This window comes from Haloterrigena salina JCM 13891 (assembly GCF_000337495.1).
GTDB lineage: Archaea > Halobacteriota > Halobacteria > Halobacteriales > Natrialbaceae > Haloterrigena > Haloterrigena salina.
Map to the genome: position 1 here is coordinate 57,032 of NZ_AOIS01000017.1, position 11,564 is coordinate 68,595.

The 11,564-nt window shown below is 66.8% G+C and carries 15 protein-coding genes and 1 pseudogene; 8 read left to right on the forward strand and 8 right to left on the reverse strand.

The annotated features are described in order from the left end of the window. Positions 1-24 precede the first annotated feature (24 nt). From C477_RS04625 to C477_RS04640, 4 genes are all read right to left on the reverse strand, one after another. Positions 25-1,356 carry an ABC transporter permease gene (locus C477_RS04625; protein ID WP_008893285.1) on the reverse strand — a complete coding sequence of 444 codons (1,332 nt, stop codon included), beginning with the start codon at positions 1,354-1,356 and terminating at the stop codon, positions 25-27. Then, positions 1,356-2,153: an ABC transporter ATP-binding protein gene (locus C477_RS04630; protein WP_008893286.1), complete on the reverse strand. Its 798-nt coding sequence runs from the start codon at positions 2,151-2,153 to the stop codon at positions 1,356-1,358. Before C477_RS04630 ends, C477_RS04625 begins: the two co-directional genes overlap by 1 nt. A gap of 36 nt (positions 2,154-2,189) precedes the next feature. After that, a complete protein-coding gene (locus C477_RS04635; RefSeq protein WP_008893287.1) occupies positions 2,190-2,597 on the reverse strand; it encodes a DUF5788 family protein in 408 nt (135 codons plus the stop codon). Positions 2,598-2,658: 61 nt separating this feature from the next. Then, the gene (locus C477_RS04640) at positions 2,659-2,985 is read right to left on the reverse strand and encodes a hypothetical protein (RefSeq protein ID WP_008893288.1); all 327 of its coding nucleotides are present in this window, start codon (positions 2,983-2,985) and stop codon (positions 2,659-2,661) included. Positions 2,986-3,312: 327 nt separating this feature from the next. Here C477_RS04640 and C477_RS04645 point away from each other — a divergent pair, with 327 nt between their 5' ends. Genes C477_RS04645 through rpiA form a run of 3 tightly spaced genes read left to right on the forward strand, consistent with a single transcriptional unit; the run spans position 3,313 to position 5,859 of the window. Then, positions 3,313-4,245, forward strand: coding sequence for an ABC transporter ATP-binding protein (locus C477_RS04645; protein WP_008893289.1), 933 nt, complete (start codon positions 3,313-3,315; stop codon positions 4,243-4,245). Next, positions 4,242-5,093, forward strand: coding sequence for an ABC transporter permease (locus C477_RS04650; protein ID WP_008893290.1), 852 nt, complete (start codon positions 4,242-4,244; stop codon positions 5,091-5,093). Before C477_RS04645 ends, C477_RS04650 begins: the two co-directional genes overlap by 4 nt. A gap of 58 nt (positions 5,094-5,151) precedes the next feature. Next, positions 5,152-5,859, forward strand: coding sequence for a ribose-5-phosphate isomerase RpiA (gene rpiA, locus C477_RS04655; protein ID WP_008893291.1), 708 nt, complete (start codon positions 5,152-5,154; stop codon positions 5,857-5,859). On the opposite strand, the gene C477_RS04660 is transcribed toward rpiA, so the two are convergent. The 3 genes from C477_RS04660 to C477_RS04670 all read right to left on the reverse strand — a co-directional run bounded on the left by C477_RS04660 (position 5,853) and on the right by C477_RS04670 (position 7,106). After that, entirely contained in the window at positions 5,853-6,296 is a 444-nt protein-coding gene (locus C477_RS04660; RefSeq protein ID WP_008893292.1) for a hypothetical protein, read from the reverse strand. The genes rpiA and C477_RS04660 overlap by 7 nt on opposite strands. Before the next feature lie 79 nt (positions 6,297-6,375). Next, positions 6,376-6,813, reverse strand: a complete 438-nt coding sequence (locus C477_RS04665) for a hypothetical protein (RefSeq protein WP_008893293.1) — start codon at positions 6,811-6,813, stop codon at positions 6,376-6,378. Between the two features lie 125 nt (positions 6,814-6,938). After that, on the reverse strand, positions 6,939-7,106 hold the full coding sequence (locus C477_RS04670; RefSeq protein WP_005578700.1) for a DUF1931 family protein: 168 nt from the start codon (positions 7,104-7,106) through the stop codon (positions 6,939-6,941). Between the two features lie 274 nt (positions 7,107-7,380). Here C477_RS04670 and larB point away from each other — a divergent pair, with 274 nt between their 5' ends. The 4 genes from larB to C477_RS04685 all read left to right on the forward strand — a co-directional run bounded on the left by larB (position 7,381) and on the right by C477_RS04685 (position 9,911). Beyond that, positions 7,381-8,154, forward strand: coding sequence for a nickel pincer cofactor biosynthesis protein LarB (larB, locus tag C477_RS04675; protein ID WP_008893294.1), 774 nt, complete (start codon positions 7,381-7,383; stop codon positions 8,152-8,154). Positions 8,155-8,266: 112 nt separating this feature from the next. Continuing rightward, positions 8,267-8,416 (forward strand): DUF7563 family protein, encoded by a 150-nt coding sequence (locus C477_RS23975; RefSeq protein ID WP_008893295.1) that lies wholly within the window; start codon positions 8,267-8,269, stop codon positions 8,414-8,416. 79 nt (positions 8,417-8,495) lie between these two features. Continuing rightward, positions 8,496-8,750, forward strand: a complete 255-nt coding sequence (locus C477_RS04680) for a GIY-YIG nuclease family protein (protein ID WP_008893296.1) — start codon at positions 8,496-8,498, stop codon at positions 8,748-8,750. Between the two features lie 144 nt (positions 8,751-8,894). Beyond that, positions 8,895-9,911: a hypothetical protein gene (locus C477_RS04685; protein WP_008893297.1), complete on the forward strand. Its 1,017-nt coding sequence runs from the start codon at positions 8,895-8,897 to the stop codon at positions 9,909-9,911. A gap of 32 nt (positions 9,912-9,943) precedes the next feature. Here C477_RS04685 and C477_RS04690 read toward each other — a convergent pair whose 3' ends face one another. Further along, on the reverse strand, positions 9,944-10,543 hold the full coding sequence (locus tag C477_RS04690; RefSeq protein ID WP_008893298.1) for an NADPH-dependent FMN reductase: 600 nt from the start codon (positions 10,541-10,543) through the stop codon (positions 9,944-9,946). Between the two features lie 148 nt (positions 10,544-10,691). On the opposite strand from C477_RS04690, the pseudogene C477_RS04695 reads away from it, so the two are divergent. Beyond that, a pseudogene (locus C477_RS04695) lies at positions 10,692-11,564 on the forward strand (phosphoglucomutase/phosphomannomutase family protein); the annotation flags it as partial.

The following is an 11,564-nucleotide window of genomic DNA, read 5'->3' on the forward strand; positions in this document are numbered from 1 at the left end:
TCACTCTGTCCCGTTCCCGACCGGTCACTCGTAGCGGAGCGCGTCGATCGGATCCGTCCGCGCCGCCCGCCAGGCCGGGTACAGGCCCGCGAGGACCCCGACGAGCACGCCGACGACGATCGCCAGCGCGACGTACTCGAGGGGGTAGACCAGCGGCAGGTCGATGTACCACGCGCCCAGGTAGCCCGCGACGAGGCCCAACAGCGTGCCGAGGATCGCGCCGATGACGCCCAGAATCACCGCTTCGGCCAGAAACAGCCCCAGGATCTCCCGGTTCTGGGCCCCGACGGCTTTCATGATCCCGATCTCGCGGGTCCGTTCGGTCACCGAGACCAGCATGATGTTCGCGATGCCGACCGAGCCCACGACCAGCGAGATCGCCGCGATGCCGACGATGAAGTTCTGGAGCAGGTTCAACACGTCCTCGAGTTGCTGAAGTAACTCCGCGCTCGTCTGCAGTCGCACCTCGAGGCCGTCGTCGAGTAACGCGCTGGCGTCTGACTCCTCGCTCTCGAGGTAGCTCCGCGCGCTCTCTTTCGCCCGCTCGATCGCCGCGTCGTCGGTCGACTCCGCCTCGACGACGATCGCGAGGAACAGCGCGTCGTTCGCGTCGTTCGCGTCGCTCGAGTTCCCGTCGATCTCGGTTCCGTTCCCGTCGCTGCCGTTGTTCGCCCCGCCGGAGTCGCCGCCCGAGAACGACGCGGCGGCGTCCTCCGTGTAGAAGGGATCGGTCGGGACGTAGACCCGCGGCGACGGCTCGAACCCTTCGAACGGGCTCAGTCCCTCGGAGCTCTCGGTGATGCCGACGACGGTGACGGTCGTCCGCTGGCCGCCCTGCAGGGCGACGGTCAACTCGTCGCCGACCGAGACGTCCTCCTCGAACTGGCCGGCGACGGCCGGGTTGATGACGGCCTCGCGCTCGCCCTGTTCGAACTGCCGGCCCTCCGCGAGCCTGTTCTCCCGGATATACGACGGGCCGGCGGCCACGAGAGCGTCGCTCTGCGGCGATATCTCGCCCTCGTAGGCGATGGCCTGCGTGGATAACGGCATGTAGCCGTAGGCCGCATCGACCCCCTCTCGCTGTTCGATTTCGTCGAGGTCGTCCTCGCTGAAGACGGGTTGGGCGCCCGCGAGCGGGCCGCCCTCGGTCTCGGGCTCGGCGGCCCAGCCGTAGACGTTGCGACGGTCGTCGGGGCTGACGTCCCCGAGCACCCCCTCCTGTAAGCTCGCGCCGAGCGTGACGAAGGCGATCACCGCCGCGATGCCGATCACGATGCCCAGCGTCGTCAGCGACGACCGCAGTTTGTGGCCGCGGATCGACCGCCACGCCAGGCGCAGACTCTCGATCGCCCGCATCAGTCGTCCGCTCCGGAGTCGGTTCGGTCCCGACTCGAGGGATCGTCCGCCTGCTGGCCCTCGCTCTCGTCGAGGACCTCGATCCGTTCGATCTTCCCGTCGAGCAGGTGGACGATTCGCTCTGCGCGTTCGGCGACGTGGCGTTCGTGGGTGACGACGACCATCGTCGTCCCGGCGTCGTGGAACTCTCCGAAGAGATCGAGGATATCGGCCTCCGTATCGGTGTCCAGATTGCCCGAGGGTTCGTCGGCCAGCACGATGGCCGGATCGTTGACCAGCGCCCGCGCGAGCGCGACCCGCTGGCGCTGCCCGCCGGAGAGTTCGTTCGGGAGGTGATCGGTCCGATCCGCGAGGCCGACCCGCTCGAGGAGGTCGCGGGCCCGTTCGCGGCGCTGGTCGCGATCGACGTTCTGGAACAGCTGCGGGAGCGCGACGTTCTCCGTGGCGGTCAGCCGGGGCATGAGGTTGAACGTCTGGAAGACGAAGCCGACCGTCGTCCCCCGGAGGGTCGTCCGTTCGCGGTCGGTCAGCGCTGCCACGTCCTCGCCGTCGACGACGACGGTGCCGGCCGTCGGCGTGTCCAGACAGCCCACGAGGTTCATCAGCGTCGACTTCCCCGAGCCGCTCGGCCCCATGATCGCGGTGTAGGATCCGCGCGGAACCTCGAGGGAGACGCCGTCTAACGCGTGGACCGGTTCACCGAGCTGGTAGGTCTTGCGGACGTCCTCGAGGGCCACCGCCGTGCCGGCGTCGGTGGCGTCAGCGCCGGCGGCGCCCCCGGTTCCCGATGTCGCCATAGGCGGTCGACCACGGCCCGACCGAAAAAGCTAGTACTAGCGGCGGATCGCGTCCACGAACTCGAGCCAGCGCTCGTGATCGTCCAGCGCCGCCGAGCGGGCCTCGGCGCCGAACCGCTCGCGTTGGAGGCTCTTGAGGGCGTTTCGCGCGCGGTCGATCCCGACGATCGTCTCGACGAGCTCCTCGCCTTCCTCGCGATCGATGGGGGCCGACTCGAGGCGCTCGACGAGGCGTTTCCGCTCGGCTGCCAGCTCCCGCTCGGTCTCCCGGACCAGCGGCTTCGCGTCGTCGGGGATCCCCTCGACCTTCCGAGTCTCGATGAGGAACTCCTCGAGGGGAAGGTCGTCGTCGCCGACCGTAATCGTCTCGGGGAGTTCCTGCCCGATCGTCGCGCTCTGGCGATTGGCGCGCTCGAGGAGGTCGCGTCGGTCGGCGGCGTTCATGGTGGTGCGTTATTCGTGTAATATGGATGGGGTTACGATCAGCGTCCCGATCCGTCCGTTGCTACCAGTCGTCGCCTGTCGTCTCGTCTGCCGATCCCCAATCGTCGCCTGTCGTCTCGGCCGTCCTCGACTCCTCCTCGATCACGTCGCCACGAATGATGATGTATGCGATGAGGGCGATGACCCCGATCGGAAAGAGCAGAGCCAGTAACGCCCCGACACCGATCGCCCAGAGCAATTCGTTGTTTCCGCGATTCGAGGCGTCCTTGTAAACCCAGTAACCGACCCCGAGTCCGATGAGTAGTGCGATGATCCTTCCGATGAGCACGTACTCCATGCCCGGCATCTCTCCGCCGGCCTGTAAGGGCACGAGCGCGAGTTCGATCATGCCACCACCTCCGCTCCGAAATTCGCTCGAGCGTTGTGACGCTGCTGGCGGGCGCAATCGTATCGATCGGTTGTTCGCGGGGATATCGTATTCATATTCGCTCTAACTGTAATTTCATAGACCAAAGATATATTTCTTTCGTATGTTAATAACTAAATAGATCAAAGATATACATAGAATATAGAGTTTGTGGGGCGCCCATGTCTAATTCTGACGAAAATGATGGTACAAAAGAACTTGTCCGTTTTATCGGGTCCTCTGTGATAGCGAACTTGTTACACAAACAAAAGTTTATATGCATTGGGTGAAAATTAATAAATTAATCCCGTGGCAATAATTAAGCTCTCTAATGTAACGAAGCGATACGGGTCGGAAACGGCTCTTGACGGGCTGGATCTCACGGTCCAGTCCGGCGAGATCTACGGCTTCCTCGGGCCCAACGGCGCGGGGAAGTCGACGACGATCAACCTGATCTTGGACTTCATCCGCCCCACGACGGGCGAGGTGCGCGTCTTCGGCCTCGACGCTCGAGCGGAGACCCTCGAGATCCGCAACCGGACCGGCATCCTCCCGGAAGGCGTCGAGACCTACGACCGCTTGACCGGCCGCAAACACGTCGAGTTCGCCATCGAATCGAAAGGGGCCGACGACGACCCCGACGAACTCCTCGAGCGGGTCGGCATCGCCGACGCGGCCGACCGGAAGGCCGGCGGCTACTCGAAGGGGATGGCCCAGCGGCTCATGCTCGCGACGGCGCTGGTCGGCGAGCCCGACCTCCTCATTCTGGACGAACCCTCGACGGGACTCGACCCCAACGCCGCCCGCGAGATGCGCGAGATCATCCGCGAGGAGAACCGCCGGGGCGCGACCGTCTTCTTCTCGTCGCACATCCTCGGGCAGGTCGAGGCGATCTGTGACCGCGTCGGCATCCTTCGAGACGGGCACCTCGTCGCCGAGGACACCATCGAGGGGCTCCGGGACTCGATGCCCGAACGGACCCGGCTTCGCGTCGAACTCGATCGGGTCCCCGACGACTCGGCCGGCGCCCTCGAGGCGGTTCAGTCGGTCGACGGCGTCTCCGAGGTCTCGGCCGACGGCACGACGCTCGTCGTGACCTGCGAGGACCGGGCGAAGTCGGCCGTCCTCCGGGCGATCGAGGAGTACGGCGTCACCGTCGACGACTTCGCGACCGACGAATCGTCGCTCGAGGAGCTGTTTATGGCGTACACCGAGGGCGACGCCCAGGGGGTGCGACAATGAGCGCGGTCACCGTCGCGAAAAAGGAGTTCGAGGACGCCGTCCGATCGCGCAAGCTGATGGCGATGACGGCGGTCTTCGCGCTGTTTACGTTCGGCGGGGCCTATCTCGCCGCACAGCTCGGAGAGTTTTTCGCGGAAATCAGCGAGGAGGGTGCACAGGGAACGCTCGATCTCGTCTTCGCCCTCCAGACGCCCGCGAGCTATCTCGTTCCGATCATCGCGCTGATGGTCAGCTACAAGGCGATCTGCGGCGAGCGCGAGAGCGGGAGCCTGAAGTTCCTGCTCGGCCTGCCGCACACGCGCAACGACGTCGTGTTCGGGAAGGTGCTCGGCCGCTCGGCCGTCGTGGCCGCGTCGATTCTGATCGGGTTCGCCGTCGGGCTGGGCGGTCTCGTCGCCTTCGTCGGCTCCGTTTCGATTGTCGACTACCTCCTGTTTACGCTGATAACGGTGGTGTTCGGCCTCGTCTACGTCTGTCTGGGGATCGGCATCTCCTCGCTGACGCGCTCGACGACTCGCGCGGCGGTCGGCGCGTTCGGACTGATCATATTCTTCTGGATCGTCTGGTCGTTCCTGCTACAGGCCCTATTGTACTACGTCGAGGGCACGCTCATTCCCGAACAGTACCCGGGCTGGTACGTCGGACTGGCCTCGATCTCGCCGGACGCCGCCTACGGCTCCGCGCTGGGTGCCGTCTTCGACGAATCCGCCCTTACGATGGCGAGCGCGTACGGTATTGAGGACCTCCCGATGATCGCTGAGCCGTGGTTCGGCTTCGTCTTGCTGGCGCTCTGGGCGCTCGTCCCGCTCGGACTCGGCGTCTGGCGGTTCGGTCGCACCGATCTCTGAGACGTCGGGTCGACTCGAGAGTACAACGTTTTTGCCGTCCCCCCGCGCCGTAGTAGCCATGAAGACGGCAGGCGGTTCCGACGCGGCGAAGCGACGGGCCGGCGAACGCGCCGCCGACGAGGTCGCGGACGGGTTCGTCGTCGGGCTCGGCACCGGTTCGACGACCGCGTACGCGATCGAAGCGCTCGGCCGGGCCGTCGACGACGGCCTCGAGATCCGGGGAATTCCGACCTCCTTCCAGTCGCGCCGACTGGCCCTCGAGGTCGGAATTCCGCTGACGACGCTGGACGCGGTCGAGGGGATCGACCTCGCGATCGACGGCGCCGATCAGGTGGCCGACGACCCTGCGACCGACGGCTACGGCGCGCTGATCAAGGGCGGCGGCGCCGCGCACACGCGCGAGAAACTGGTCGACGCGACCGCCGACCGGTTCGTCGTCGTCGCCGACCCCTCGAAACTCGCGCCGACGCTCGAGCGATCGGTCCCGATCGAAGTCATCCCCGACGCCCACACGGTCGTCGCCGACCGCGTTCGCGATGTCGGCGGCGAGCCGACGCTCCGAGAGGCCGAGGGCAAGGACGGCCCGGTCGTGACCGACAACGGGAATCTCGTCCTCGACTGCGCGTTCGGCTCGATCGACGACCCCGAGGCTCTGGCGACCCGCCTCTCGCGGCTTCCCGGCGTCGTCGAACACGGGCTGTTCGTCGGGCTGGCCGACGCGACCTACGTCGGGACGGACGACGGCGTCGAGGTTCGCGACTACTGATCGGCGCTCGGCGACTCGCCGATAGCGGCTCGCTCGCGGCCGTCGTCTTCCGGCGCGGCTCCGCGACCCGCGAACAGCCCGGCGACCAGATAACAGGCTCCAACGAGTCGCGTCGCCGGCACCACCCACGGTTTCACCTCGAGTTCCGTCGGATTCTCGTAGGCAGTTCGGAGTCCGAGTCGAAGCGCCGTTCGCGGTGCCAGCGCGAGGACGACGCCCAGCCCGGCGACGAGCGGTTCGAGAACGGTCGTCCCGTCGGATCGGCGGCCGACCAGCCAGACGACCAGCAGACCCTCGAGTCGGCCGATCGGGAGCGTCCACGGTCGCAGCCGGCCGACGTGGGGGTTCTCGAAGGCGAGCCGTTCGGCGGGCTCGACGATCCGTTCCGGAGCGAGAGCCATGAACAGTCCGAGCCCGAAGGCGAGGGATCGTCGCATACGAATTCGTTCGCGCGCCGGTCACAAAACGGTTCGCGGGCGGTCCGCTGCGGACCGAATCAGGGAGTATCGGCGGTCGTTACGCCGTCGACTTCGATTCGATCTCGGGCAGTACCTCGTCGCTTTCGGTCGCCTCGTCGCTGCGCATCGACAGGACGACGACGAGCAGGTAGAGCGCGCCGAGGGCCCGCGCAGCCGGCTCGATCCACGGCTTCAACTCGAGGTCGTCCGTGTTCTCGTAGACGACGCGCTGACTGAGTTCGATAACCGGCTGCGGGAGCAGTACCAAGACGGCGCCGGCCAGCCCCAGCAGTGCGCTGCCGGCCGTCGTTCCCTCCCGACCGCGGACCAGCAACCAGACGAACAGGAGCCCCTCGAGGCGCGCACCCCACAGTGCCTGCGGCCGTAGCTCCGCCTCGTCGGGGTTTTCCAGGCCGATCCGCTCGCACATGTCCATGACCGGTTCCGGTCTGACGATCTCGAAACAGCCGAAGCCGATCAACAGTTTCCGAAGCATCCTCGATCGACCGCTACCAGCGCCAGCGTCAAAAAACTCGAGTCGGCAACGGCTCGCCGCTCGCGGATCGGGTGCCGTCGCTACTCGAAATCTGTCGGCGATAAAAAACGATTCTATAGCGAACCTTACAGGTCGCGGGGCTGGACCGTCTTCCGGTCGTTCGCTTCGGCTCGTCGCGCAGCGTCCTCGAGAAGCTCGTCGACTTCCTCGTCGAGTGCTTCGTAGAAGTCCGAGGCGACGTTCTTGTCATCGAGCGCTTCCTTCACGGCGGCTTTGACGATAAGGTCTGCCATACGATTTACCGGTTCCGCTTTACCCAATATAAATGCTCTGGTTGAAATCCGGAATACGGGGGTTGCAGCGGTTGCTTCGCCTGTTTCGACACCCGACATCACCGGAAAATATATGTCTGATGAGTCACCGGCCGCGATTCGACCCTCGTCGAGGCGGCAAATACGTCTCGCGCGCGCTGTGAGTCCGCTCGCGCGCGCTTTCGTCTGACACGTGGGACCAAAACGCGTTCGAACGGGTCGACGCATTAGAGTACGTTCGCCCACGACTGAGCGTATGCGCGAACTGCTCGAGGCCGTCGCTGACGGCTCGCTTTCGCCGTCGGCGGCAGAAGCACAACTCAGAGGATACGTCACCGGCGAGGCCGGCCGGTTCGACGCGGCACGAAAGCAGCGACGGGGCATTCCGGAGGCCGTCCTCGCCGAGGGGAAGTCGGCACCGCAGGTCGTCGCGCTCGCGGAAACCGCCCTCGAGACGACCGGACGAGCGCTCGTGACTCGCGCCGACGACCGTCAGGTCGAGGCCCTCGAGGCGAGTCTCGAGGAGACGTTCCCCGACGCGACCCTCGAGCGCCGAGGGTCGACGGTTCGGGCGCTGGCGGCCGACTACGAGCCGCCGTCGCTCGAGGCGACGGTCGGCATCGTGACGGCGGGGACCGTCGACGGCCCCGTCGCCGACGAGGCGGAGGTCGTCTGTGCCGACGCGGGAGCGACGATCGACCGGATCGACGACATCGGCGTCGCGGCGCTGAACCGGACGCTCGATCAGGTCGATCGGCTCCGCGAGGCGGACGTCCTGATCGTCGCCGCCGGCCGGGAAGGGGCGCTTCCGACAGTGATCGCCGGCCTCGTCGATACGCCGGTGATCGCCGTCCCCGTCTCGAGCGGCTACGGCCACGGGGGCGACGGCGAGGCCGCACTCGCGGGACTGCTCCAGTCGTGTACCGTCCTCTCGGTCGTCAACATCGACGCGGGTTTCGTCGCCGGCGCCCAGGCGACGCTGATCGCTCGCGCGATTGACGGCGCCCGCGACGACGGTCGATCTAACTAACCTGCAAAAATATCTCTCGAGACCGGAAGGCCAAACGGTGTTTGGAGAAGGATATTTACCTATGCACTGGGTAGCTTTGCATACCGGCTCTGGCCGGTGTGACCAGTATCCAATGCCAACCTGTGACCATTGCGGCGCACACGTCTCCGAACGGTTCGCACGCGTGTTCGCCGACGAAAACGGCGAGATCCGCGCCTGCGTGAGCTGTTCGGCCAACGCCGGGATCGAACAAGCCGCCAGAGAGCGCGCCCGCGGCGCCTGATCCCGCGGAGCATCGCGATCGACGACCACGCGCCCCCTGCAGCGTGACGCTTTTTACGTTCCGTTTCGATCGATCGCTCATGACCGAGGCCGACCACGTCGTCTACGTCCTCGAGTGCGCCGACGGCTCGCTCTACACCGGTTACACGACGGACTTAGAACGGCGGGTCGCCGAACACGACGCCGGCGAGGGCGCAAAGTACACGCGCGGCCGCGCGCCCGTCGAACTGCGTTACCACGAGCGCTACGAGTCCAGGTCGGCCGCGATGTCTCGGGAGTACGAGATCAAACAGCTCTCCCGCCGGGAGAAGGAACGTCTCGTCGGCCTCGAATGAGAGGCTGATTCCGTCCACCCCCGAGAGACAGAGAGTCGTAGACCAGCTGCCTGAGGGGAAAGTGGGTCCGGACGTGTCCGCGTTAGTATTCTCACGAGACGTCCCGAAAAATAGATACTATCGGCACCCCGTTGTGAGAACGAAATGGATCTCGAAATCGTCGACGATCTCAAACAGCCGGAGTACACCGGCGAGAACCGGTGCGAGCCGTGTACGATACTGAACCTGGCTATCGCCGCCGTGGCCGGGTCGCTGATCGCGCGCAAATCCAGACTCGGCGGCGCGCTCGCGGTCGGAGTATCGATCGCGCTCATCTACCTTCGGGGGTATCTCGTCCCCGGAACGCCGACGCTGACCAAGCGGTACCTCCCGCCAGAAGTGCTCCGCTGGTTCGGCAAGGAGCCCGAACCGGAGATCGCCAGCGGGCTCGGCGCCGTCGACGGTACCGCGGGGACCGCGACCGAGCGATCCGACTCGCGGTCGTCCGACTCGGACGCCCGCTCCGGCGAGGACGACACGGACGTCGCGGAGACCGCCGCAGACGCCAGCACCACCGACGACGACCAGTCCGTCGAGTCGAGCGCGGCCGCCGACGAATCGCCCGCCGAATCGGACGCGGCCGACCCCGCCGACGAGCCCGTCGCCGACCTCGAGACGTACTTCCTCGAGCACGAGGTCCTCGAGCCCTGCGCCGAGGCGGACGACCTCTGTCTCACCGACGCGTTCGAGTCCGCCTGGCTCGAGGCGATCGAGACCGTCGAGGAGTCGGGCCTCGAGGTCGCGGCCGCCGTCGACGCGTTCGGGTTCGACGCCGACTCCGACGAGTTCGAACTCGACGTCCGCGAGGACGTCCGCGTCCTGCGATCCGAGCGGGGGATCGCCGGCCGCTGGCCGTCCCGGGCCGCGCTGCTCGCCGACGTCGGCGCCAGCCGCGCGCTCGCCGAGTGGACCAACGACTGGGACGCCCACGACCCCGAGCTGAAGGGCCAGATCCTCAACGGGCTCCGGATGTTCCTCGAGACGTGCCCGACCGGCGGCGAGATCAGCATGAGCGAGGAGACGGTCGAGTCCTGTTGTACCTCCCACGAGGTCTTCGCCGTGACTTGCGACGAGACCGGCGAGCGGCTGTTCGAACAGCGACTCGACGCCGTCGACGTCTAACGGACGTCGCGTCGACCCTCGAGGGAGCGTCTTCAGTCGTCGCCCGCCGCCGACTGTGCCGACGTGACGCTGGGGTCGATGAAGGCGTACTCGACGAGGTTTCGACCGAGTTTTTCCACCCGATCCTGCAGACTGGGATCGCGGAACCGACGGCCGTCGATGGCCTCGGGATCGGCCTCGAACTTCCCCGAAGCGTCGCGGAGGCCGACCTGGTGAGGGAGGACCCAGCCGTGGACGCCCCGAACCGTAATGCGGAGGTGATCGAGCGTCGAGCCGTAGCTGCCGCCGCCGGCGGTCGCCAGCAGGCCGACGGTCGTCTCCTCGTACTCGTCGAACCCGCAGTAGTCGTGGAAGTTCTTCAGCGCTCCCGAGTAGGAGCCGTGGTAGACCGGCGTTCCGAGCGCGACGGCGTCGGCCTCGCGGACGAGTCGCGTCGCGGCCGCGGCGTCGCCTTGGTCCTCGAGGTCGCGGTCGGGGTCGTACACGGGCAGGTCCAGCTCCCGGAGGTCGAGCAGCGTCGTCTCGGCGCCCGCGTCGGCGGCGGCCCGTAACGCGTACTTCAGCGCGGTTCGAGTGTAGCTCTCGTCCCGGAGACTGCCGCTGACGGCGACGACGGAGGGCGTCTGACTCATACCGGCCCTACGATCGGCGGCGGGAAAACAGCAGTGCCGGAACCCACCAGTTGCGAGTCGGTCCGACTGCACCGGGTCCGGCCGCCCGCACCCGACCACGTCCGCGGAATGGCGTCGCTTTTTTCGCTGCCGACGTAGACGCACGCATATGGAGTCGATCAGCTTCGGCACCGACGGCTGGCGGGCGACGCTCGACGAGTTCACGACGCCGCGGGTCCGGATGGTCGGACAGGCGGTCGCAACGTATCTGACCGATGAGGGGCTCGAGGGGACGGTCGCGGTCGGCTACGACGCCCGCGAGAGCTCCCGCGGATTCGCCGAAGAGCTGGCGCGCGTGCTGTGCGTCAACGGGTTCGATGTCGTGATGCCCGAGCGCGACCGGCCGACGCCGCTGGTCGCCCACGCCATCGTCGAGCGCGATCTGATCGGCGGGTTCGCCATCACCGCCTCGCACAACCCGCCGGAGTACAACGGCGTGAAGTTTATTCCCGAAGACGGCGCGCCGGCGCTCCCCGAGGTGACCGACGCCATCGCGGAGCGACTCGCCGAACCCGAGCCGCTCCCGGAGGCCGAGCACGGAACCGTCGAGGAGGTCGATCTCATCACACCTCACGCCGACGCCGCCCTCGAGCTCGTCGACTCGATCACGGGCAGTACCGACCTCTCAGGGCAGACCGTCGCCTACGACGCCATGCACGGCAGCGGCCGCGGGACGACCGACGCCCTCCTCGAGCGGGCCGGCGCCTCGCTCGAGTGCCTGCGCTGCGAGCGCGACCCCGAGTTCGGCGGCGGCGCGCCCGAACCGGCTCCGGAGAACCTGGAGACGCTGATCGACCTGGTCACCGACGACGGCGCCGGTCCCGATCTCGGGGTCGCCAACGACGGGGACGCCGACCGCATCGCTATCGTCACCCCCGAACGGGGCTACCTCGACGAGAACCTCTTCTTCGCCGCGCTCTACGACTACCTGCTCGAGAACGACGCGGGAGCGGTCGTCCGGACCTGTCTCTTATACACATCT